The organism is Sphingobacteriales bacterium (genome assembly GCA_016706405.1).
Lineage (GTDB): Bacteria > Bacteroidota > Bacteroidia > Chitinophagales > UBA2359 > BJ6.
In genome coordinates this window covers 1,616,147-1,639,875 of the sequence record JADJJT010000001.1, presented here as the reverse complement: position 1 = coordinate 1,639,875, position 23,729 = coordinate 1,616,147, and the positions used below count along the sequence as shown (strand labels likewise).

Genomic DNA, 23,729 nt, shown 5'->3' with positions numbered 1-23,729 from the left:
GGAGATAAATATCTTTTCCGGAAATTAGTGGCTATATCGGCAATATCTCTTAAAAAACAGTGAAGTTTTATTACTACAAATTATCCACCAATCGAGGTCATACTTCGATTTATGATGGCATCTGCATTAATTTCTTTATAGTTGTTGTCAAATTGCCCTCCTAAGGCAGCATGTTTATTTTCAATACAATAGCGTATAAGCGGGGCAATGGGTTCGCCTTGTCTTAAAGCGGCACGCAGGTCTATTTCATCTTTTCCAAAAAGGCAATTTTTCATTTTACCTTCTGCAGTCAATCGAATTCTATTGCAGTCGCCACAAAATTGATTACTCATTGTTGTAATAAAACCCAGCGTTCCATTATGCCCCACAACCTTATATTTTCTTGCGGTAGCATGTGGTTCGTCCTTCAGTTTTACAATATCATATTCACGTTCAACCAACTCGAGCATTTGCGATGCTGTAACTACGCTGCTATTATCCCATTTATTTCCTGCAAACGGCATAAATTCTATGAATCGTATATGCAAAGGAAGTTCTTTGGTTAGGTTGATGAAGTCAAATATATCGTTTTCGATGACACCTTTAACAGCAACTACGTTAATTTTTACCCGGATATTATTTTTCAGCAACAATAAAATATTATTCCAAACCTGCTGAAACTTATCTCGTTTGGTAATTTGATAAAATGATTCACTGTTCAGCGAGTCTAAGCTAACATTAATTGTGTTAATGCCTGCCAATAAAATTGCATCAATATATTTATCTATAAGTATTCCGTTTGTAGTCAGCAATAATTCAGTTTTAAGATGGGAAAGGTTTTCGGCAATTTCGGCAAAATCTTTTCTTACCAAAGGCTCGCCCCCTGTGAGGCGAATTTTTCTGATGCCATACTCTTTAACAAAAACGGTAGCAATCTCAAGTATTTCGTCTTTTGAAAGCAATTCGGCTTCGGGCATAAATACTGCATTTTCGGGCATACAGTAGCTACAACGCAAATTGCATTTGTCTGTAAGAGAAATTCTCAGGTAATCGTGTGCCCTGCCGAACCGGTCTACCAATGCTTTCATGTGTTTTTATTTCTTGAATGCCTCGAATCGCTGTAGCATATCATCCAGCTCATCTTTTGCTACATATTGCTGTGCCTGGGCAAATACTACATTATCTTCGCGGAAGATGTGCAGTTGTAACATTTCTACCAATGCCTTGCCCTGCTCTACTGCCGCATCGAGCACCATAGCCCGCGAAGCAATATCGGGTAAACGTCCGGCCAAACTAAAAAAGTTAAAAGCAACAGCCGACAACTGCATCAGTTTAACATGGTCATCTTCAAGCATATCTACGCCGGTTGTAGCCGCCGGCCCGTGGCTATGAATACCATTTTCGAGTAATTTTTGATGCAAGGATGGGAATAATATTTTTTCTTCCTTTAAGTTATGCGCTACAATAGTTTGGTCGAGGAAACTAAAAAATGCACCTAATTTTTTATTACGTTCTACTGACATTCCTTCTTTTTGTATTTGCAGCAGCGTTTCTTCGAGTGCCTCAAGTTCTTTAAGGCAGTTTTTATGTTCATCCATTAAGCGCTGCAATACCGGATGCATTTCTTCATAAGCAATGTTTTCCATCACCGGAGGTGCGTACGCATCGGGCGGGTCCATCGGCGATAATTCTGTTTGTTCTGTTTCGCGTTCTACTAAACGCTTGAGCGGGTCAGCTTTGTTAATATCATCAAAGATTTCTTTCATAATGTTTGTATTTTAAGATTTTTCAAATTCTTTATCAAAGAGACAGTAATGCCATTTCGGGCGTGTTTCTTTTGCTTTTTTCATTAGCAACAAAGTTACAAAATATATTAAAACAGAGGCAATAATAAATGTCTTTTTAAGTTTCCTTTTTGGCGAATTGCCGGTTGTAAACTCATCTATTGTTTGACTTTGTATTTTTCAGAATGGAAAAACTCGGGCTTGAAAGTGAGCATCGTCCACCCCCAGTATTGGTGGCCCCCTTTTTGTCTTTTTTTCAGCGTTTCGAGTGAAGAAGTGCCAAACATCATAGAATAGCCGGCCTGAAGGTTAACCAGAGGAAAAATATTGTAGTTTAAGACGGCATCAATTTCAGAGCCAAGTTCTTTGTTAATGGCTACCGAAGGGTTCATGAGGTCGGCCACATTATTTTCGAGCATAAAATAATGGTAGTCGGCATAAGCGTTTATCTTTTCCGAAAACTTGTAATTCAGCCGAAGGTATGGGTCAATCAATCCACCATTTGCAGTATGTAAAGGCAGGTTTGTGAAATAGTCCATGAAGCCATAAAATTTGTGATTAGTGGCGTAAAGGGTACTGAAGGAGTTGTTCTCCTTGTTTAAAGTATTGAGTGCATTAGTTCCGGATACAATATCCACGGCTGCGCGGAGGGTCAGCTTGTTCACTTTATACTGAGCACTGAAGGTTGCCATAAATGCCCGGATATCTTTATCTGACAAATTGCCAAATTGATAAAAGAAAGAACCGTTCAATTCGAGTTTACCCGACTTGTAGGTAAGTATTGGCCCAAATGTGTGCCGATAATTAATAGTATCGCTCAGGCTGTCAACTTCCTCAAAACCATCGGTAATATGCAAAAGGCTTACGGTAAGTTTTTCTTTAAAGGTTTTATTGGCATAACCAAAAAGCAGAACACGGTAGTTGTTGAGTAGGTAAGCGGTTTTAAAATCATTCTCTCTTAGGTTATTGAAAGCGCCGCCTGCGTCAGCACGCCACCCGTTCTTGTTAAATTTCAGTACTGCGGCATCATGGCTACGGGCCTGTTGCACCCAGTCCACATTGCCCAATAGACGGTAATCTTCGTAGGCCAATTCTTGCCTGCCCATTTTCAGGCTCAATAATTTGTTGAAAAATAATTCGCCCCAGCCTTCGTGCAAAGCGGTGCTCGGCACATCTACTACCTGATCCTCATCGCCCCAGGTGCGCACATCTTGCAGCGAAATATAAGTTCTGAAATGATCATTTTTATAATCTACATTAAGCCGTGAACGCTGCGTAAAAAACACCGCTGGCTTGTCGTATTCGGTGGCAAAGGTGGCATAGCCGTTTCGCACCTCGAGCCGGGGTCGAATTTCGCCATTTAAAATAAATTGAGCGTTTCCCTCAAAATAAAATGTGAGAACCAGCAAAAAAATAAACCCGATTTTCAAATATGTTTTCATAAGTTATAAGTTATTTTATCAAACAATCAATCCGGTCTTTAACGGTCTATTTTGTGAAAAACGACAAAACTCCTCTTTTTAAATAAATACTGCCTTTTGTTTCGTCTTTATTTATTCTTTTTCCGCTTGAGTTTTCAAAAAAAGTTTCCTCGTAATATTGCTTATAAAACCGATAAAGGTAGCCGCCCACGCAAACAACGCGATGTAAATAAAGTATTCCGGAATAGGCAACAGAAATTCTAATTCCATCGATTTAGCCATCATATAGGTACATACGGTGTACATTCCCAAGGGGAAAACTGCCCCCCAGTACAGCGGGTCGTAGGTTAAAGGAAATCTTTTATAGAGGTGTCGCCAAAAAGCCAGGATGAAAAGCATTGGAATCCACCAAGAGCCGGTTGCCCAATAAAAAACGGTAAACCCTTTTAGAAATGCCAGTACAGATAATAAAAATGGCGCATGTGGTGTATTTGTAATCAGCAACGAGCCGGCTAAGGTAGAAATGGCCATAGCGCCCATATTTATCCAATAGGGCGGTGATAAATCGGCGGGTGAAAATTTAAAAAATGTGTAGCGGTAGAAAATAAGTGATATCATCCAGATATACTGCATACCCCCCCACAGCCACATAGACAGGGCAAAAAAATTGATGATTAGCCTATACGAGTCAAAATGGTCAGATAATCTGGCGCTCAAAACAGCGAGCGCCTGCGTTGATACAACCGCCAGCAGCCAGGCTCCGTTGATGCCTTTTTCGAGGGGTGGTTTATTTTCTTTAATGGTAAAGGTAGTGAAAACCGTATAAGTAATAATTAACCAAAGCAAAATAGCAAATAGCCACAAAACAACGGCCACTTCATAATTTTCTTGCAATGCAATGAACTGTGTTCCAAGTATGCAGGTTGCCGCTACGGTGGTAAAAAAACCGGGGCCTCGGGCGTGGTCAAACAAGTCATGCAGAAATTCAGCTCTAAAAAAAACAAAGCGCAATACAAATGCAACACACAAAGTCAAATAGACAAAATTATTCAGCCAAAACAGGCCTATGGCTATCAATGGCATTTTATACAGTCCGGATGCGATGGAAACAATTCCGGTAGCCATTACCATAGCGAAATAGGACGGAGCTAAACGTTTTATAATCTCCTTCAAATTGGCTATGAGTTGGTTTTTTTCCGGATGAGAAAAACTATGACCTGCATTTGTAGGAAAATTGTTCATCGCATTCAGTTAGATAGCTGTTGTTTTTGCATCATTGCAATCTTTTGGCAATTTCATTTCTTTGTGCTTCTGATAATTTAGCTGCTTTAATGGCAAAACTTTGGAAGATGATACAAAGAGCGGCCACAACGGCAAGAAATATCCAGCAAGAAGTCCATATTCCTGTTCCTTTAAGTAGATAACCGAAGAGGATAGGGTTTATAAATCCGGCAATACCGCCTATCACGCCTACAATACCCCCTACTGTTCCTATACTGGTAGGATAATAATCTGAGATGTGTTTAAAAACGGCAGCAGTTCCAATACCCATCATAATTCCCAGAATAAAAATTAAAGTAAAAAGTATCCACTTGTTTGCCTGAAAGTAGATATGTGTATATCCTTTGGCAAGCAATTGTCCTTTTGCTACGGTATCTCCCACTTTCACCTGCGGTTCTTGCCAAAAAGAAGAAGTAGGCAAGGGAGTAAAATCATTTTCACTATCATGATGTATCCCCAAACGTATTTCTGTTTGAGATGACCCGTCGTTTTTGGCTTGCAGTGCATATCTTGTATCGTCAATTACAATCTCCGTCTCAGAAACAGCCGTAACGGTACCTTGCACACCTGCCATAATACCTTGGCCTGGCGCTCTGATTTCCATCCGTGGAGGGAAAAGGAAAATCAAACATACAATACTTACGCCAAAAACCCAGAGAAGAACGGTACGTGCTCCTACCTTGTCGGAAAGCCAGCCACCAAAAGCCCGAATTAATCCGGCAGGTAAACTGAAAGCCGAAACCATCATACCAGCAGTTACTATGGATAGAGAATAGATGTTCACGTAATATGGAATAAGCCACTGCGCCAAAGTAACAATGCTTCCGAATACAAAAAAATAATACAGGCCAAAGCGCCATACCCGCACCTCTTTTAATGGAGCTAATCGCTGTGCCATGGTTTTAATTTCAGGCGGTTTTTTATTTTTCGTCAGGAGTAGAAAAACAATAGCCATTGCTACCAATACGGCTGCATAAAGTTGGGGTAAGGTTCGCCATCCATCAGGGTTTTTCCCATGTTCGGTTAATTGATTGAGTAGCGTAGGCGCAAACAAAGTGGTTAGCGCAGCCCCTGAATTACCTACACCAAAAATACCTAAGGCTGTACCTTGCTTTTCTTTTGAATACCAAAGAGAAATGTAAGCCACACCTGCGGCAAAAATACTTCCTGCCAACCCGAAACCAAAGCTTAAAAGCAGAAATGAGTTAAAATCATTAGCTTGCGATAAAAAAAACATAGGTACGGCACAAAATATTAGAAGAACCCCCATAACCCATTTTCCTCCAAATTTGTCAGTTATTATTCCTACCGGCAAACGAAAAATAGAACCCACCAACACCGGAACACCGAGTAGCCAGCCAATTTGAACAGGACTCCATTTGAAAATTCCATTATTGACAAGGTAGGTTACTAAAACGCCATTCAGCATCCAGGCGGCAAAGCAAACTATGAAAGATAGTGTGCTAAGAAACAAAATGCGGTTTGAAATATTATTTTCTTTAGTTTCCATAGATGTTTATTTTTAATTTTAATTTAGAATTATTGCAGATATTTATTTTTATAATTCATATCTGAATATAGGCTCCACATCTTGCAGGGAGCTTACCTTGTTATTCAACTCTTTTATCAACCCTATCTTGCAATCAAAAACCCACGAGTGTATTTGGAGTGAGCCTTTTTTCCATGCGCGTTGCACAATGCGCGTTTTTGCGAGGTTGTTGGTTTGCTCAATTATATTCAATTCTACCAGCCGCCTCTCTCTGCTTTTCAAATCCTTAATAGCTTCCAATTCTTTTTTGTGTTTGACATATACCTCTTTGATACTGCGCAACCAATTGTTCACAAAACCGAAATCTCTGTTTTGCATGGCGGCATTTACACCTCCGCAGCCATAATGTCCACAAATAATTACATGTTTCACGCGCAAAATATCAACAGCGAAATACAGTACACTAAGCAGATTCATATCTGTCTGAATTACTACGTTGGCAATATTTCGATGCACAAAAATTTCACCTGGCTGTGTTTGCGTAACTTCATTGGCCGAAACACGACTGTCTGAGCAACCTATCCACAAATATTCCGGAGACTGCCCTTTTGCAAGATTATTAAAATAGTCGCCATCTGCTGCATATTTTTCGGCGGCCCATTCTTGGTTATTGCGCAGTAATTTTTGATAGCTTTCTGTCATTCACTTTCAATATTTTAGATTACTAAAGTTAAAAGAAATACAAAATCATAAGCAAAGCAATTTCATCTGCCTTAATACTTGCGTGTTTTTGCGATTAAGCAGTATAATTTTTGGATCTACTATTTTTTTAAACTACGGCTAAGGAACCGGTTGTTTAAAATCCATTCGTCCTTTATCCGGATATTTTTTAGAGTATCGCACGGCATATTTTCCTCCGGAAAAAATTATTTGTTCCTTTGGAACGGGATGATAGGCATTGCAATTGCGATACTCCACTCCATCTACTTCATACGAAAACTCAACAGCGGCACCCTTGGCAAATTCGTCACAATAATTAATCGTAACACCAGTGGTGTATTCGGGGTGGTTAAGCAAATCGCCCTCAATATCATACCACCTTTTAATGGGGAGTATAATTAAAATAAGGATGGCTGCTATACCTATTTTTATCGTTTTCTTTTGTGCTGTGTTTGCCTTATAGGCTTTGTAAACATTAAGAGTCGCTGCGGCTAAAAGAATTAGCATCAGAATAAACTTGACTGCCTGAGAAGCTGTCAGTTCCAAATCGGCAACAATATTTAAAAGCAGCGTTTGAACTATCATAAAATCTTTGCTCAAATTCAATATTCTTCACAACACAAAATTCCATTCAATTTAACTAATCAGTTGTTTTTTGGCCTTTGCATTGTCCATTTGGTATCCGAGCTTCGCACTTGTTTTCTGTTCCAATACCACATTACCTGCTGGTATGGTCTCCACAAATAATTTAAAGGGTAAACCAAGAAGTGGGTAAGCCTTGAGAACGGAATCAAAAGGACAATAAGATAAGCCCCGGCTATGTGCAGCCTAATTACCCATGGAAGTGCTGCCACGGCGGCGGTGTCGGGCTGTAGTTTAAAAATTGACCACAAATAAGGTGTCAGTACCGAAGCAAACCAAGACGAACCCCAGCGGAAATTATAGGCAACCCATAGTCCGGTAATTACCTGCGCGATTAGTAACAACTCGATAAAAATATCCATTTTGCTTGTTACCATTTTTACTCGGTCGCTGGTTGTTCGGCGGGTAAACAAATTGATTAGGCCGATGAGCACCGCAATGGCAAAAATGAATGCGGCCACCTCTATAACAATTAGCCGAACCGGATGGCTGTTCCACAATAATACTTGTCGGGGGATTAGGAACGCCGTCAGGTGTCCGAAAAACAGAATGAGAATTCCCCAGTGAAACGGCACCGAACCCCAAAACAGTTGTCTTCCTTCTAAGAACTGAGACGACAGCGATGAATACTGGAATTTTACCTGGGTATATTTGTAAATAGAGCCTACCAAAAACACCAGCAAAGCCATGTACGGCAAGCCGATTAGTAGAAAATTGTTTAGTGCGTTAATTAATCCATCCATTTTTATGAGATTTAGTTGTTAAGTTTTTAATCTTTTTCAAGTTCTATTTCTGTGTAAACATATTTTAAAAATTCAGAGGTTTCTTGTTTGTTCTCCGGCTCAACAAGGTCGAAGTCTGTTTTTAAAACGCTATAAAGTGCCATCAATGTGTTTTGATAAACGGTGTAATGATTTTCCGATTTTTCTATCAGTGTTTTGTGGTGTTTTTTATACACCTTTTCTTTTTCTTCAATATTTTTCGGGTCAAAATCAGTTACCATCTTTCTTACGGCAGATGCAAGCACTTTCTCTACCAACTCGTTGCGAATTGCTTCCTCTTTCATCTTCGGCAATAGTCGCAGTATATTGGTAAGGTGGTCGGCAAGTTCTGTACCGCAGTCGTTTCCGGCATCGCGGTGTTCCCGGTTAAGGTTTACTAATAGCTCTCCTCTTTTGTAATCTTCACCAAAAACCACATAGCCCAAATCAAGCGTAGTAACTGCCTGCACATCGAAAGAGCGGGTAAACAGTTCTTCGCGCTCGCGGTAGGTTGCTTTTGAAATAAACTCGGTAAAGGGCTGAAGTAAGTTAGCAGCATCCGGATATTTTTCATTTAGCACCTCTTGTGCTTTCATTACTTTATCCGGAAAATCCGGACCGGGATATTCAAACAAATCTGCCAGTATGGCATAATGATTAATGTTCTTCATAATTTCTATTTTATTTACGCGCCTCTTGTTGGTTTTAGGGTAAATCCAAATCCTGTGTCACCTTTAGTGTCGCCGGTAAATTCGAGCATTTCAACGGCTTGCTCGCGGTGTGCCGGTGGAATTACAAAACGGTCGTCAAATTTGGCCAATGCGGTAAGGTAAAAAATTCCTTCTGCCTGCTCAGCGGTTAGTCCGGCTTCGCGCAAGGCTTCATTTGCACGCTCTGGTGTTATATCGCCAACGGTAACCTGTCTGCGGTGGATACGAACTGCCATCAGTTTTTTCCATTTGTCTTTGATAAGCGACTCGTCGCCTGCACTGAACATACTTGCAAGATATTTCAATGGGAAACGCACTTGGTCAAGTGTGCCAAACAGTTCTTTTGTGCTGGTATCGTAAAGCCAGTTGTCGTCCCAATATTTGGCAATAGGGTTCATTTTCTCGGCCTGTGCGCTATTGTCAACCTGTTTAAGTGACGCCATTACCGGCAACAATGGTGGTACATAAAACAACATTGGCATGGTGCGAAACTCGGGATGCAAAGGCAGGGCAAGTTTCCATTCTTTCACATATTTGTAAACAGGCGAAAACTGCGCGGCTCTTATGGTACTGTCGGCAACACCATTTCTTTTTGCGGCTTGTATCACTTCTTCATCAAACGGGTCAAGTATCATATCAAGCTGGCTGCTAATCAAATTAGCTTCATCGGCCTTTACTGCCGTCTCAAGTTTAGAAGCATCATATAGCAAAACTCCGAGGTAGCGAATTCTACCAACGCAAGAGTGCATACAAGCGGGGGCAAGTCCTGCTTCAAGACGCGGGAAGCACAGAATACACTTTTCAGACTTTCCGGTATGCCAGTTATAATATGATTTTTTGTAGGGGCAGGCGGTTACACACATTCTCCACGCCCTGCACACTTCCTGATTAATGAGTACTACGCCATCTTCGCCCCTTTTATAAATAGCCCCCGAAGGGCAAGCAGCAACACATGCCGGATTAAGACAGTGATTGCAAATACGAGGCAAATAGAAAAAGGCCATTCTTTCTAATTGAAACATTACTTCCTGTTCGGCAGGAGTAAGGTTTTTAAAGTTCGGATCTTGGCGGGCGTAGTCGGGCGTACCGCTAAGGTCATCATCCCAGTTGGGACCCATTTTAATATCAATGGGTTTTCCGGTAATTAATGAGATAGGGCGTGCCGATGGCTGGTCATCCATTTCGGGCGACTCAATAAGGTCGAGATAGCGGTAAGTAAACGGTTCATAATAGTCGTCAATTACCGGTAGGTTAGGGTTGTGAAAAATATTAACCAATCCGCGCAGTTTGCCTGCGCCTTTCAGGTTTATAGTGTTGCCGTTCTTTTCCCAGCCGCCTTTGTAAATGCCCTGGTCTTCCCATTTTGTTGGGTAGCCAGTACCGGGTTTTGTTTCGACATTATTCCACCACATGTATTCTGCGCCTTTGCGGTCAGTCCAGATATTTTTACACGCTATAGAGCAAGTGTGACAACCGATACACTTGTCGAGGTGAAACACCATTGATATTTGTGAACGAACGTCCATATTATTTATCGAGTTTAAAATTTAAAAATTACTTTTTTGGGGATTTAACCCAATTACCATTCCAATTTTTCCATCTTTTGTACTATTACATAAGAGTCGCGGTTTGGTGCAATTGGCCCCCAATAGTTAAAGTGGTAAGAGAATTGCCCGTAGCCACCATTTAAGTAGTTTGGCTTCAAGTGCGTGCGGGTAACACTATTGTGTCCGCCGCCGCGCCTTCCCCGCAATTGCGATTTGGGAACGATTGTTCTTTCCGGAACGTGATACACAATACACATTCCCGGCGCAATTCTGGAACTCACAACCGCACGGGTAACATAAACTCCGTGGTCATTGTGAACTTCTACCCAGTCGTTGTCTTTGATGCCTAATGTTTCGGCATCAACTTCGCTAAGCCAGCAAGGCTCAATACCCCGAGACAAAGTTAGCATCCTTAAATTTTCCATATAGGTAGAGTGAATATGCCATTTGCCGTGTGGTGTAATATAATTGAGCGCCAGAGCTTTTCCTTTCTTCCATGTTTCGCGCAAATCGCCATATACTTCGGGTCTTGGGGCCGGTTTGTAAGTTGGCAAATGCTCGCCGTAAGCGATGTACAATTCTTGGTCAAGATAAAAATGCTGGCGGCCGGTAAGTGTTCTCCACGGAACTAACCTCTCTACATTATAGGTGTAGGCTGCATAAGCCCTGCCGTTGTTCATCAATCCGGACCATAAAGGCGAGGTATTATACCTGCGCGGCTGAGCAGAAAGGTCGGTGTAACGCAACCTAAGGTCTTTGCTTCCTTCACCCAAGTCAGCTAATACAAGTCCGGTTTTCTTTTCCATATTTTTGTAAGCCTCTACATTCAATTTGCCGTTGGCAAGGGTAGATAAATGCAATACTGCATTAGCTGCCCATTCATCTTCTTGGATACTTGGTAAAACTTTGTCGCCGTATTTTCTTTTTGGGAAATGATGCGAAACGCACATTTCATCGTACTCTTCTTGGCAGAAATAATGGTTGCCATGCGCACCCAATCCTTTTTCGCGGATACCTTCGCCCAGGGTAATAAATTTCTCATAAAGCTGGGTATAATCGCGAGTTACCACGGTAAATTTAGGCATTGATTTTCCCGGAACTGGCTCACATTCCCCTTTAAACCAATCTTTGATATTGGGTTGCGAAATTTCATCTTTAGAATCGTGCGATAATGGTGTCATCACAATATCGGTCTGCAATTCAGAAAAATGAGTTTTTGCCAATTCGCTGGTTGCTTTGGTAATAAGTTTGAAAATATCCCAGTCGGTTTTTGATTCCCAAACCGGCGCAACAGCTTGCCCAAGCGGGTGGATGAAAGAGTGCAGGTCGGTACTGTTCAAGTCAGTTTTTTCATACCATGAAGCGGCTGGCAACACAATATCTGAATAGAGTGCTGATGAATCCATCCGGAAATTTAAATCCACTACCAAATCCATTTTGCCAACCGGGGCAATATCGTGCCATTTTACTTCTTCCGTTTTATCATCTGCATCTGTTGCAATGGCATTGGTATGTGTTCCAAGGTAATGCTTAAAGGCATACTCGTGTCCTTTCATACTGCCGTGTATGGCGTTTCCGCGCCAAATATACCATACACGCGGGAAATTGTCTTCCGATTCGGGGTCGTTGATAGAAAATTCAAGTTTACGGTTTTTCAACTGTTCTACTGTCCAATTGATAAACTCTTCATTCGTTTTAGCGCCGGCGGCGGCGGCTTCTTTATGAAGGTTCAAGGGGTTTTTGTTGAACTGCGGGTAGTAAGGCATCCATCCGTTTCTTACTGCGGTAAAAATTGTATCTGCCGTGTGTTTTTTTGTCCATTCGTTGTCGGGCACCGGGTTGTAATGCCAATGGAAGCCATCATATCTGTACTGGCAGGTATTGATATAATGCCAAAGCGGAGCTTGCTGTAGCCTTGCTGTTGGCACCCAGTCTTTTGCAAATGTGATAGCACCCCATGAATCAACCGGAGCTAATTTTTCCTGGCCAACGTAGTGGTTTAGTCCACCGCCATTAACGCCCACGCAGCCGCACAAGGCCAAAGCCATGGCAGCAGACCGGTAAATAAGATTGGCATGATACCAGTGATTAATACCTGCGCCGACAATTACCATACATTTGCCTTTGGTAACCTCGGCAGTATTTGACCATTCGTGTGCAAACTGGATAACGGTTTTTGAATCAATTCCGGTGAATATTTCTTGCCATGCTGGGGTGTAAGAGGCATCTTTATCGGTATAGTCTTTCGGATAATCACCCGCAAGACCGCGGTCAACACCATACTGGCCCATCAGCAAGTCATAAATTGTAGCAACTGGCACTTTGCCATTCACGGTATCTACATATTTTACTGGTACACCGCGCAAGAATGTTTTGTTAAGGCCATATTCAATAAATTCGGTTTGTAGTACGCCATCATTTTGGTTAAGCATGGTAAGCACCGGATCAAATGATTTATCGGTTTCGCCGCACTCTAATTTCATATTCCACCTGCCGCCAGCTTTATCCCAGCGGTAGCCCATACTGCCTTTAGGAGAAACAAAATTGCCTGTTTTAGCGTCAATATTTAGGAATTTCCAGTCGCCATTTTCAATATCTTTCCATTCTGCCAATTCGTTGGCATGTATTAATCTTCCGGGTTTAAAATGGTCGCCTTCTTTTTCAAGTTTTACTAAATAAGGGCTATCGGTATATTGTTTGGTGTAGTTAATAAAATAAGGTATCTGTTTTTCGTGATGATATTCTTTTAGGATGATATGTGTTACAGCCATCCAGAAAGCGTTATCAGTACCCGGATGCACAGGCACCCACTGGTCTGCATACTTACACACCTGGCTAAAGTCGGGTGAGAACACTACCGCTTTTGTTCCATTATGGCGTGATTCGGCAAAGAAGTGGCAGTCGGGAGTACGTGTCATATTGAGGCATGCTCCCATGTCGGCTATCAGTTTGGAGTTATACCAGTCGGCACTTTCGCACACGTCGGTTTGCTCGCCCCACATTTCGGGGAAGTGTGTGGGTAAATCGCAATACCAGTCATAGAAGCTCAAATTAAACCCACCGAATAGTTGAAGGAAACGCGCACCGGCGGCATAGCTCAGCATAGACATGGCTGGAATGGGCGAGAAGCCTGCAACACGGTCGGGGCCGTGTTTTTTTGCCGTATAAATATTTGCGGCAGCCATAATTTCAAGCACTTCATCCCACGATGTCCGGCGGAATCCGCCTTTTCCACGCGACCATTGGTAGCGTTTGCGTTTTTCTTTATTGTTTTGCAGGTTCTCCCAAGCTTTAAGCGGGTCGCCTCCGGCATTTTTCTTTTCCTCGCGGTAAAAATCGAGCAATGTACCACGAATAAGCGGGTATTTAATGCGCAATGGGCTGTACAAATACCACGAATAAGATATACCGCGCTGGCAGCCACGTGGTTCGTATGGTGGAAGCGAATCCTCAAGAAGTGGGTAGTCCAATTGCTGGGTTTCCCACACTACAATTCCGTCCTTCACATGAATTTGCCACGAGCAACCTCCGGTGCAGTTAACACCGTGGGTACTTCGAACTATGCGGTCGTGCTGGAAACGGTTGCGGTAAAATTCTTCCCACTTGCGAGTTTTAGGGGAGATAATGTCTTCAATCCAACTCATGTTATCTTTATTTATTTGTAAATTTATAATATATTATTAATTATTGGATTTAACTTGTCGGTTGTAAATCCGGGTATTGACAGTTCTTTTCTTCCTTCTGAACCATAATGCCGGATAAACGCCCATAAGCATGAAAGCACCAATGAGTCCGGCAGAAAGCATCCACCTTCCATAATTTACTGGATGTTGTTTACCCTGCTCATCATTAGCACTTTGCATGAAAGCGGTTAGTTTAAAAATTTCATCCTCTGTCAGCGGGTTATTTTGAAATGCTTGTTTCATTGCCGGAAAAGGTGGCGCACCCAGAATGCCTTTCACCCCGTCAGCGGTGAGTCGGCCATAAGCGTCTGTAAGGTCTTTTGCCAAAGCGCCGCCCGCAAGCACATTATCATTTTTGACGTGGTGGCACGAATTGCAGGTAGCGCCGCCATTAGCAAATTTTGTTTTGCCCATAAATAAATTCTGGCCTGCCACTATGTCTTCTGCTGTTGCTACGCGCGCTGCGGCTGCTTGGGCGGGTGCTTTCGAATCTGTGGTGGCCGCTGTTGCATCTGCTTCGGCTGGGCTGTTTTCAACAATATAGGCCAGCACTGATTTTATTTGTGCATCGGTAAGGTTTTGGTCGGGCATAACCGTTTTATTGAACTCTTCAAAAATTGCAACAGCATCGGGGTCGCCTTTTTTAACCATGCCCTGTGACGACTTGACAAAATTGATAAACCACTCTTCGGTGCGTTTTTTGTGAACATTTGCCAAACCTGGCCCAACCAGGCGTTCATTGCTGGCTTTGTGGCAAGCCGAACAAGTAGATTTAAAAATGGTTTCTCCTTCGTTTTGTGCAAAGGTCCGGAAAGATACTCCCAAAAAAAGTAGAAGCAAAATAATAAAAGCTCTCATAGTTTTTGGATCTTTAAACATAGGACAAAGCCTACTTTTTGATTTGTTTGACTCGCCCATTTGATTTATTTTAATATTATATTATCGTTTATAATGACTTTATCCATTTTAGTTTCATTGCATCTTCTTCTTAAACTAGAATACCAATATACATATCCGGAGGCAAGGGCATGTTCCAAGGAATAATAACTTCTGCGCCTTGGTCGCAGTTAGGAAAAATCCACTTCTCTAAATTTTTATTCTTTACTTTTGCAAAAGTCTTAAATGTATTGCCATAAAACAATGCTGCTGTATTTAGGATTGCATTAAACTCGTTATCACAGGCAGGCGAGTAGGCTCTATAAGGTTGTTCTACAATAAGATAGTTGTTATCTATTTCTACAGTTGATGACTCTTTAAAGCAAGCAGCCAAGCATAAAACTAAAATAAATAACACAAGCTTTTTCATAAAATACAGGTGATTTAAACTTTTCGTACTCTTAAATCCATTTTTTTTAAACCTTTCATACTCTTAAATCCATTTTGGCCTTCTATATCAAGTTTGTACGTTAAAAGGCAATTTGCAATACTGATGAAACTCCCGCTGTTGGCTTAAATTACCTTCTCTCGTAAACTATACACGTCTTGTTTTTGGCGGGGGTATCAATGCCAACTTTTATTTTGCACAATGTTACAAAAGAATACCAATACAAATCTTGTTATTGCATAAAACCAACTGTTTTTGTAGGTTATTACGAATATAATTTTTATTCGCGGTAGCTTTATTCGGTCTTGCTTAAAATTAAGTGGTATAGTTACAACAGCATCGAAACATACACCAAGCCCTATTAACGGTTTGTTTTGTTTAGCGTATTCAAGTAACGATGCGCAAGGTAAACAACTTTGTTGCACGCAGGAAGAAAAATATACAGTCATGCCGGGGCAAAACGTTTACCGCAGCAGCGAAAGCGATTGTGGCAAATGCCCCCTCAGAGCCTTGTGTTGCGATGCGGTAAGCAAATTCAAAAAGTTAGACGACAGCATCCACAAACCCTTGTACGACAAGATGCACCGCAAACTCAACAAAGACAAAAACTACACCCGATTTTTAACCAAACGCCGAAGCTCAACCGTTGAGCCGGTGCTGGGAACGCTTATCAATCATCACAACATGAAACGAGTGAATGCACGAGGAATGGCCCAAGCCAATAAACACGTTTTAATGGCGGCTTTGAGTTATAATTTGAAGAAACTGTTAAAATTTATCCGGATAATGCCAAAAATGTACGCCCAAATATATCATCATCCGGAAATAATAAGGTGGTTTTTTCAAAATTCACTTTATCAGGCTTTATTAGGTTCATTTTAAGGCATCCAAAAAAAGGGACTTCCATTTAATTGAGGTTTGCCCAGAACGCGGCAAATGCAGCTACGGCGGGCAGTTTAGCCCAAAAAACGGCTTAGGAAAAGGGAGGTTGTGCAACGGTTACCTTTGTTAGCGGTTCGCTATTTTTTGTTTCTTTTTAATGATTGTTTTATTAAACTTAAAATGTATTCTAAATTGTCGTCTGAGTTTATTTGTAATTCATAGTCGCCATTTCCCCAATGTCCTGTCTGCGAAACGTCACGGCAAATTCCTTTCGGGTCGTCAAGTTGTCCGTGTTGTAAGTTAAGCCACATTTTAAGTCCATTTTTTTGCAAACGAATGTCAACGACATTTGTGTTAGCAACAAAGGCGGTATAAAGTTTTTTCGGCTTAACTTCTAAACTGTCAAGATTGAGAATTGCATTTTTGAATTTTTCGTAAAGCTCTTTGATTTCGTCCGACATTCCGTCCAAGTGTTCTTGTTCTGTAAACACTTTAATTTCTCGTGTAACTTTTTCAATCGTGTCGTCTTGTCGGCTGATTGTCTTAACGCTTTCTTGTGCACCCGAAGTCTGAATTTGATTGTAGCTAATTGTCTTGTTGTCGTAGCGTTTAACTTCCCAAAGTTCAATTGGTAAGTCTTTAAAGTTTATTGCTTCTTTTTGGTATGTCGTAAAACTTGGCGAAATGAAAATAACTCGTGATTGCGACCAATCAACGTCATCACGTTTCAATGTATTTTTGTTGTTTTCGTTGTATTCAAGAATGAAGTCGGCTTTGTTGTTAAGCATTAAAGATAAATAAGCATAGCCTTGGTCAATTACGCTAAAATTTTTGTCTCGTTTGTATTCAATGATTACAAAACTTGATGCGTCTTTGTCAAACGCCAATGTGTCAATGCGAAAATTGCCAAGAGAAAATTCAGAACGCACAAAGTTAAGTCCGAAAATAGCCGTCAAATTTTGTTCAGTTAAAGTTTGAATTTCTTTTTCAAGTTTAAAAGGTAATTCTTTTATCTGGTCAAGTTTGTCTTTGTTGTCTATGTTAAATAATGCCATTTCGTTTTTATGTCTTTGTCTTGTTACTGTGTCTTTTTATAGTAGCCGCTAACGGAAAAGGCTTTGCGTTGGGCGGTTTACGAAGGACAAATTTACAATACATTTTTTAGTTTTATTAGAAAATTCTTCCCTTGAAATAATACTTCCGCCCGCCTAACCGTAAAGCCGTTGTGCCTGTTGCACAACTCAAAGGTAGTGAAAAATTAATATACAAAAAAATTTGAGTGAAATATTTTTAAAAAGAATAGGAAAACTCAATAATTTGTAGTATACTTGCCTGCATTATGCAAGGACGAAAACAGCTTACTCCGCAACTTTTTTACCAACTAAGTTTAGACCAATTAGTTCCGGAAGATAATTTTTACCGCCGGATAAACAATTGGTTCGGTTGAGGGTATTTAAATGTAGGGCAGCAATTTATTTATCCCCAAATTGAGGTTTGCCCAAAACGCGACAAATGTAGCTACGGCGGGCAGTTTAGCCCAAAAATCACCTAAATAAAATTTGAGTTGTGCAACGGTTACCATTGTTGGCAGCGGTGTGGATGTTTGGAGACCTTCGTTTTCGCTTAACAAAATGCTTAAAATACGGCTTATTTCCAAGTTGTAAATTTTCCGGAAAAAATGATATTTTTGCTTTTATCGGATCACAATCCTTTGCTTTACCCAAGTTACAATTTGTTGAAAGTCAATTCGTCCTGATGCAATAGCGACAACAAAGTCGTATTTTTCGTCTTGTGTGGCTTCTATATCCTTGCCAAAGTTCATCAAAACCAAACGCATCAAAACGTAGCCAGTTCTTTTGTTGCCGTCTATAAAAGGGTGATTTGTGACGATACTTTCCAAAACTGCTCCTGCCTTTTCTTCGGGACTTGGGTAGAATTCTGTGTCGCCAAATCCACTGAAAGGTCTTTCGAGTGCAGATTTTAGACCGTTTTCATCTCTCACACCTTGTGAACCGCCAAATTCGCGGATCAAAAATTGATGAATTTCAAGAACTTCTTGATAGCCAATCATTTCGCCAATTTTTCAAGTAGCTCTCGGTCTTCCGTCAAAATTGTATTCAAGTTGAGCGAAAGACGCATTTTCTCCGCAGTAGTTTTTTCTACCTGACGAAGGTATTGCAAAAGTTCGCCCAAAACATTACTGGGTAATTTGTCCACAATCTGCACGATTTCTTCTTTTAGCTCCATTTTTTAGTCTTATTACTTTTTAGTTTAACGATATTCTGGTTTGTTTCGATAATTTACTTTATATACTTGCCTGCAGGCTTATACATTGCTTATCGGCAAAGCACAAATTTACAATAAGTTTTCAGCTTTTATATAAAAATTTTAGTTTGAAAATAATACTTCCGCCCGCCTAACCGTAAAGCCATTGTGCCTGTTGCACAACTCAAAGGTAGTGAAAAATTAATATACAAAAAAATTTGGTGAAATATTTTTAAAAAGAATAGGAAAACTCAATAATTTGTAGTACATTTGCCTGCATTATGCAAGGACGAAAACAACTGACCCCACAACTATTTTACCAACTAAGTTTAGACCAATTAGTTCTGGAAGATAATTTTTACCGCCGAATAAACAATTGGCTCGGTTGAGGGTATTTAAATGTAGGGCAGCAATTTATTTATCCCAAAATTGAGGTTTGCCTAAAACGCGGCAAATGTAGCTACGGCAGGCAGTTTAGCCCAAAAACCCGCTTAGGAAATTTAGGTTGTGCAACGGTTACCCATGTTAGCGGTTCGGGCTTTTTTTCAGTCTTCCTTTTGTCGTGTCCAAATGTGTCAACTGTCTGCATTATTGGCTTGTGTGTCGGGTGTTTTAATTTTTTAAAAAGCAAGGAAAATAATATTTTGAAATTCTTTTTGGGTTGGGCAGCCACACTCTTTTGCAAGCTTTGGCCTGTGTGTTGGCTTGTGCGAATTGGCAATGTGCTTGCAAATTGGTGCCGGCATTTTATTTCTCTATTTTACTATCCAAAATCATATCCAAAAACGAAGTTGGTTGCAGAAAGTAATTCGGATTTTCGTCAATCTTTTCTTTAATCAAAATCAAACCTCCGTTTGTATATGATTCCATTGTGTAAATAAGTTGCTTAACAATTTCGTCTTCTTCTATTTCGCCTTTTTCTAAGGCAAGAATGTCTATTTCTGTTTTAGCAACCAAAGCAATAAATATGTTTTCTTGCAGACTTGTAAAGTCTTTTCGATAGGAAGTTGTTGTTTTACTCCCCCAATGTTGAATGTGGTGGCTGAAATCTATTTTCTTTTCTCCGTTTGGAATTGGAGAAAACTCATTATTATACAAGCCTAAAAAAAACGCATACATATACAATTCGTAGTTTGTACTAAAATGCTTTCCAAGATTTATTTTTTTTTCGCCTTCCGCACCAAATTTCTGTGAAAGCGAAGAGAAAAGTTCTTTGTGTACTTCACTGTATTTTGGAATTTTGGTTTTCCATTTGTCAAATAAGTTTTCCATATTACAAAGTAATTACTTGTGAGTTAATTGTTTTCAAATTATTTGGGTTAAAAGGTCTCTCAAGTTTTACCCAAAATGCTTTATCTCTTTTAACGTTATTAAATTCGTCTTTAATTGAAAAGACTTTCGAGTCTTTATCTATGTGTAGAAAATCTTTAATCAATAGAATTTTCTGGTTTCCTGTTTGGTAAATCAAATTTAAGAATTGCTTTGTTTTATTTTCCCCAAATGAAGATGTAGGTGCATCAAAAATCATAGGGAATTTTTCTTCTCTAATTTCTGTCGCTAATTCTGAAATGGCAAACAAAATTGAAATGTGCATTGAAGTAAGTAAAGATTGATTCGGTTTGTAAAAAGTTCTTCCATCTTCTTGCAATTCAGAGCCTATCTAAATTTTATTTTCTAATTCTATTAAGCATCAATTTTATCATGGCAAGTTGGATCATTGTCTGGCTCGTTTCGGTTTGGAACTCAAAGTCTTTACTCAATCTTCGATAGCTTTCGAGCCATGCAAAAGTTCTTTCAACAATCCATCTTTTGGCAATACTTCGAATTTCGAGGCTGTATTCGATCTACTTACAACCTCAACCACCCACCCAAACGTTTTGCGGGTATTTTCAATTAACTCGCCTCTATACCCGCCATCAGCTACTATCTTTACCAATCTGCAAAACCTGCCTCTGAGGTCAGCTATAACCATTGGGGCTGATTTACTGTCATGCTCATTTGCCGCATGAACCACAACCGCTAAAAGTAGTCCCATTGTATCTACAATAATATGCCGCTTTCTGCCTTTAACTTTTTTACCCCCGTCAATCCCTCTGCACAAGCCTCCGACGCTTGTTGTCTTTACGCTCTGGCTATCAATTATACCAACACTTGGCGATGAAGCCCTGCCTGCTTGCTTTCGAGTCTTATCCCTGAGTATTTCATGGATGAGTTCTATCGTCCCATCCTTCTTCCACTTGGTAAAATAGTAGTAAACAAGCTTCCATGACGGAAAATGGAACGGCAGCATGCGCCATTGACAGCCAGTTTTAAGCAAATAGAACAGCGCATTAAAAATTTCTCTTAAACTGTGTTTTCGTTTCCGTTTGTCGTCTAAAATGCCTAATATTGCACTCCATTGACTATCGGTGAGACTGCTTGGGTAGGTTTTCATTTTACTTTATGTGTTTGATTTTCATAAAGCTATGAATTATTATTTAAACGTCAAACTGATAGTCTTTTATTCACATCTCTTTTAATAACTTTTTTCCTATCAATTTTTAGGACTGGCATGCCAATTTTTAATTTTTAGACAGTCTCTTAGTACCGCTTTAAAGCTTAGTTTTGCTCAAAATTTACGAATTTTACTTTATATGTATTAAGAAATAACATAATTCTTAAAAAACATGCCTTGATACGGTTTGTAATTAAATAAGCCTTCATAAATATTTGTATTTTTCTAAAAAAGTTACCCCCTATAAAAAACAAATCAATGTCAAAAAAACTACTTTTTGTTCTTATTTTGTGCTTGTTTTCGCTTCATTTTTTACAGGCGCAAAATGCGATTGTGACAGGAAATATTAAAAATATAACCACGACAGAAATTTTACCTTTTGTCAATATTACGACAAAAATAAATGATGCCTTAACAGGTACACAAACCGATTTTGATGGCAATTATACCATCGAACTCCCACCAGGAAGTCACACTTTACAATTTTCAGTAGTGGGCTACAATACCGAAACAAGAGTAGTTGCGCTAAATGCTGCTCAAACCTTAACGCTAAATATAGAAATGACCGAGAAAAAAGAAATTTTGGAAACGGTTGTGATTACCAGTAGCAAATTTGAACAAAAATTAGGCGAACAAGTTGTATCGCTCGAGGTGATTAAACCCTCACTAATAGAAAATAGTAATACCACCGCCATTGATAATGCACTACAAAAAGTTCCAGGGGTAGATGTAATAGATGGGCAGGCAAATATTAGAGGTGGCAGTGGTTACAGCTACGGTGCCGGAAGCCGTGTTATGCTGCTAATGGACGATTTGCCAATTTTAACTGCCGATGCTGGCTTTCCGGATTGGAGCTTTTTGCCAGTCGAAAATATTTCCCAAATTGAAATTATAAAAGGAGCTTCATCGGCCTTATATGGCTCGTCGGCTATGAACGGCATCGTCAATTTGCGAACTGCCTACCCTAAAACCGAACCCGAAACCAAATTGTCATTTTTTACCAGCGCCTTGGGCAACCCACCAGCTAACCTAACAAACGATATTCTGTACGATGCCAACAACATGCCAGTCGTATTGGCCAATGGCGATACTGCCTTTCAAAAAAAAGCATGGTGGGGCGGCGAAATACCCTTTGAAACGGGCTTCTCGTTTGGGCACCGGCAAAAATTTAAACAATTAGATTTTGTGTCGGGGCTATACCTGCTTTCAAGCGACTCGCATCGCCAAACCGATTTTAGCCGCCGCGCACGTGCCAATATTAATTTGCGCTACCGCGTACCCACTGTGCCAGGGCTGGCTATTGGCCTAAACCTCAACACCATGATAACACGCAGTACCAGCTTTTTAATATGGAACCGAAATAACGGCCAACCAGGCCAACCGGGCTACGTGGGCGATGCCGGTGCTTACCAGCTTTGGACAAACACACCGCAAATTAACAACAAAGGCCGAAAACTATCTGTTGACCCATTTATAGAGTATTTTACAAGGAATAATATCCGGATAAAATTATTAGGCCGCTACTACATCAACCATAACCGCAACGACACAAATCAAAGTACTTTATCTGATTTTTATTACTCCGAAGGCCAATTTCAAAAACGCTTTCCCAAATTAAATTTAACAACCACCGCCGGTATTACTTACAGCCTTGCAAAAACTAATGCCGAACTGTACGCTTCTGATACTATAAATAAAGGCAAATACCAGGCTACAAATTTGGCAGGCTATGTTCAGTTAGACAAAAAATTTTACCAAAAGCTAAACCTATCGCTGGGGGCACGTTTTGAGCGCAACACCATTGAAAGCGAAAGCGAAGCTAAACCCGTGTTGCGAGCAGGCGTAAATTACCAGGCTGCCGAGTACACCTATATACGTGCTTCGTATGGGCAGGCTTACCGATTTCCAACGATTGCCGAAAAATTTGTTGATACGCAATTAGGTGGTGTAAACGTTGGCGCTTTAACCGTTCCGATAGGTATTTTTCCTAACCCAAGCTTAAAATCAGAAACCGGATGGAGCGCCGAATTAGGCGTTAAACAAGGCTTTGCCATTAGCGAGTGGAAGGGCTTGGTTGATGTGGCCGCATTTATTAACGAGTATTCGAACATGATGGAGTTTACTTTTGGGGCTAGTAATATTGTGCAAAAATTAGTACAAAGCTTATATTGGCCCGAGTACGACACAACCGTAATTGTACTGCCCGACCCCAATGGAATAGCCGTTGGTTTCCAATCGTTAAATATTGGCGATACACGCATTTTTGGCCTCGATGCCTCGGTAGTAGGGCAGGGCAGTTTATTTGGCGCGCCAACCACACTTTTAGCCGGATACACCTGGACAAACCCCAAATTTAAGGATTTTGACAAAGTTGAAAAACTGCTTTCATCGAGCGACGAAAACGTACTAAAATATCGTTTTAGGCATACCGCTAAATTAGATGCCGAAACCCGAATTTCAAAGCTTAGCTTTGGTTTGGGCGTGCGTTATTTTAGTTTTATGGAAGCCATTGACGAGGCATTCGCCGTGTTTTTACCCGGCGTTCGCCAATTCCGCGAAGAACACAATACCGGCGACCTAATTGTTGATGCACGCATTTTGTTTCATGTTAGCGAAAACAGCACCTTGTCTTTTTTGTGTAATAACCTGTTTAACCGCGAATATGCCATGCGCCCTGCTCTTATGGATTCGCCCCGCCAGTTTACCGTCAAATATGCACTTGACTTAAAAGGAAAACCAAAATAAAC

At 40.5% G+C, this 23,729-nt stretch carries 20 protein-coding genes and 2 pseudogenes; 2 read left to right on the top strand and 20 right to left on the bottom strand.

The annotated features are described in order from the left end of the window. Window positions 1-80: 80 nt before the first annotated feature. The 13 genes from moaA to IPI59_06220 form a co-directional block, all read right to left on the bottom strand. On the bottom strand, window positions 81-1,067 hold the full coding sequence (gene moaA / locus IPI59_06280) for a GTP 3',8-cyclase MoaA (protein ID MBK7527150.1): 987 nt from the start codon (window positions 1,065-1,067) through the stop codon (window positions 81-83). Window positions 1,068-1,073: 6 nt separating this feature from the next. Continuing rightward, on the bottom strand, window positions 1,074-1,745 hold the full coding sequence (locus IPI59_06275) for a hemerythrin domain-containing protein (GenBank protein ID MBK7527149.1): 672 nt from the start codon (window positions 1,743-1,745) through the stop codon (window positions 1,074-1,076). Window positions 1,746-1,921: 176 nt separating this feature from the next. Then, window positions 1,922-3,205: an alginate export family protein gene (locus tag IPI59_06270; protein MBK7527148.1), complete on the bottom strand. Its 1,284-nt coding sequence runs from the start codon at window positions 3,203-3,205 to the stop codon at window positions 1,922-1,924. 111 nt (window positions 3,206-3,316) lie between these two features. Then, a complete protein-coding gene (locus tag IPI59_06265; protein MBK7527147.1) occupies window positions 3,317-4,426 on the bottom strand; it encodes a tellurite resistance/C4-dicarboxylate transporter family protein in 1,110 nt (369 codons plus the stop codon). 31 nt (window positions 4,427-4,457) lie between these two features. Further along, window positions 4,458-5,975 carry a NarK/NasA family nitrate transporter gene (locus IPI59_06260; GenBank protein MBK7527146.1) on the bottom strand — a complete coding sequence of 506 codons (1,518 nt, stop codon included), beginning with the start codon at window positions 5,973-5,975 and terminating at the stop codon, window positions 4,458-4,460. A 48-nt stretch (window positions 5,976-6,023) separates the two neighbouring features. After that, on the bottom strand, window positions 6,024-6,656 hold the full coding sequence (locus IPI59_06255; protein MBK7527145.1) for a carbonic anhydrase: 633 nt from the start codon (window positions 6,654-6,656) through the stop codon (window positions 6,024-6,026). Between the two features lie 138 nt (window positions 6,657-6,794). Next, entirely contained in the window at window positions 6,795-7,259 is a 465-nt protein-coding gene (locus tag IPI59_06250; protein ID MBK7527144.1) for a hypothetical protein, read from the bottom strand. Window positions 7,260-7,318: 59 nt separating this feature from the next. Then, window positions 7,319-8,059 carry a respiratory nitrate reductase subunit gamma gene (narI, locus tag IPI59_06245; protein ID MBK7527143.1) on the bottom strand — a complete coding sequence of 247 codons (741 nt, stop codon included), beginning with the start codon at window positions 8,057-8,059 and terminating at the stop codon, window positions 7,319-7,321. A 26-nt stretch (window positions 8,060-8,085) separates the two neighbouring features. Continuing rightward, a complete protein-coding gene (locus IPI59_06240; GenBank protein MBK7527142.1) occupies window positions 8,086-8,748 on the bottom strand; it encodes a hypothetical protein in 663 nt (220 codons plus the stop codon). A 14-nt stretch (window positions 8,749-8,762) separates the two neighbouring features. Continuing rightward, window positions 8,763-10,313 carry a nitrate reductase subunit beta gene (gene narH, locus IPI59_06235; protein MBK7527141.1) on the bottom strand — a complete coding sequence of 517 codons (1,551 nt, stop codon included), beginning with the start codon at window positions 10,311-10,313 and terminating at the stop codon, window positions 8,763-8,765. Window positions 10,314-10,366: 53 nt separating this feature from the next. Next, window positions 10,367-13,978: a nitrate reductase subunit alpha gene (locus tag IPI59_06230; GenBank protein ID MBK7527140.1), complete on the bottom strand. Its 3,612-nt coding sequence runs from the start codon at window positions 13,976-13,978 to the stop codon at window positions 10,367-10,369. A gap of 36 nt (window positions 13,979-14,014) precedes the next feature. Further along, the gene (locus tag IPI59_06225) at window positions 14,015-14,857 is read right to left on the bottom strand and encodes a c-type cytochrome (protein ID MBK7527139.1); all 843 of its coding nucleotides are present in this window, start codon (window positions 14,855-14,857) and stop codon (window positions 14,015-14,017) included. Between the two features lie 148 nt (window positions 14,858-15,005). After that, window positions 15,006-15,323, bottom strand: coding sequence for a hypothetical protein (locus tag IPI59_06220; GenBank protein ID MBK7527138.1), 318 nt, complete (start codon window positions 15,321-15,323; stop codon window positions 15,006-15,008). A 474-nt stretch (window positions 15,324-15,797) separates the two neighbouring features. On the opposite strand from IPI59_06220, the pseudogene IPI59_06215 reads away from it, so the two are divergent. Then, window positions 15,798-16,118, top strand: a pseudogene (locus tag IPI59_06215) (transposase). Between the two features lie 242 nt (window positions 16,119-16,360). Here IPI59_06215 and IPI59_06210 read toward each other — a convergent pair. From IPI59_06210 to IPI59_06180, 7 genes and pseudogenes are all read right to left on the bottom strand, one after another. Next, window positions 16,361-17,278: a hypothetical protein gene (locus tag IPI59_06210; GenBank protein ID MBK7527137.1), complete on the bottom strand. Its 918-nt coding sequence runs from the start codon at window positions 17,276-17,278 to the stop codon at window positions 16,361-16,363. A 398-nt stretch (window positions 17,279-17,676) separates the two neighbouring features. Continuing rightward, window positions 17,677-17,880 carry a hypothetical protein gene (locus tag IPI59_06205; GenBank protein ID MBK7527136.1) on the bottom strand — a complete coding sequence of 68 codons (204 nt, stop codon included), beginning with the start codon at window positions 17,878-17,880 and terminating at the stop codon, window positions 17,677-17,679. A gap of 36 nt (window positions 17,881-17,916) precedes the next feature. Further along, complete coding sequence (locus IPI59_06200) at window positions 17,917-18,294, bottom strand: type II toxin-antitoxin system death-on-curing family toxin (GenBank protein MBK7527135.1); 378 nt, start codon at window positions 18,292-18,294, stop codon at window positions 17,917-17,919. Next, complete coding sequence (locus IPI59_06195; GenBank protein ID MBK7527134.1) at window positions 18,291-18,470, bottom strand: hypothetical protein; 180 nt, start codon at window positions 18,468-18,470, stop codon at window positions 18,291-18,293. Before IPI59_06195 ends, IPI59_06200 begins: the two co-directional genes overlap by 4 nt. Window positions 18,471-19,235: 765 nt before the next feature. Next, window positions 19,236-19,760: a hypothetical protein gene (locus IPI59_06190; protein ID MBK7527133.1), complete on the bottom strand. Its 525-nt coding sequence runs from the start codon at window positions 19,758-19,760 to the stop codon at window positions 19,236-19,238. 1 nt (window position 19,761) lies between these two features. Then, the gene (locus IPI59_06185; protein MBK7527132.1) at window positions 19,762-20,082 is read right to left on the bottom strand and encodes a hypothetical protein; all 321 of its coding nucleotides are present in this window, start codon (window positions 20,080-20,082) and stop codon (window positions 19,762-19,764) included. Window positions 20,083-20,155: 73 nt separating this feature from the next. Then, window positions 20,156-20,922 (bottom strand): annotated as a pseudogene (locus IPI59_06180) (IS5 family transposase). Window positions 20,923-21,240: 318 nt separating this feature from the next. Between IPI59_06180 and IPI59_06175 the strand changes: the two are divergent. Further along, window positions 21,241-23,727: a TonB-dependent receptor gene (locus IPI59_06175; GenBank protein MBK7527131.1), complete on the top strand. Its 2,487-nt coding sequence runs from the start codon at window positions 21,241-21,243 to the stop codon at window positions 23,725-23,727. Window positions 23,728-23,729: the final 2 nt, after the last annotated feature.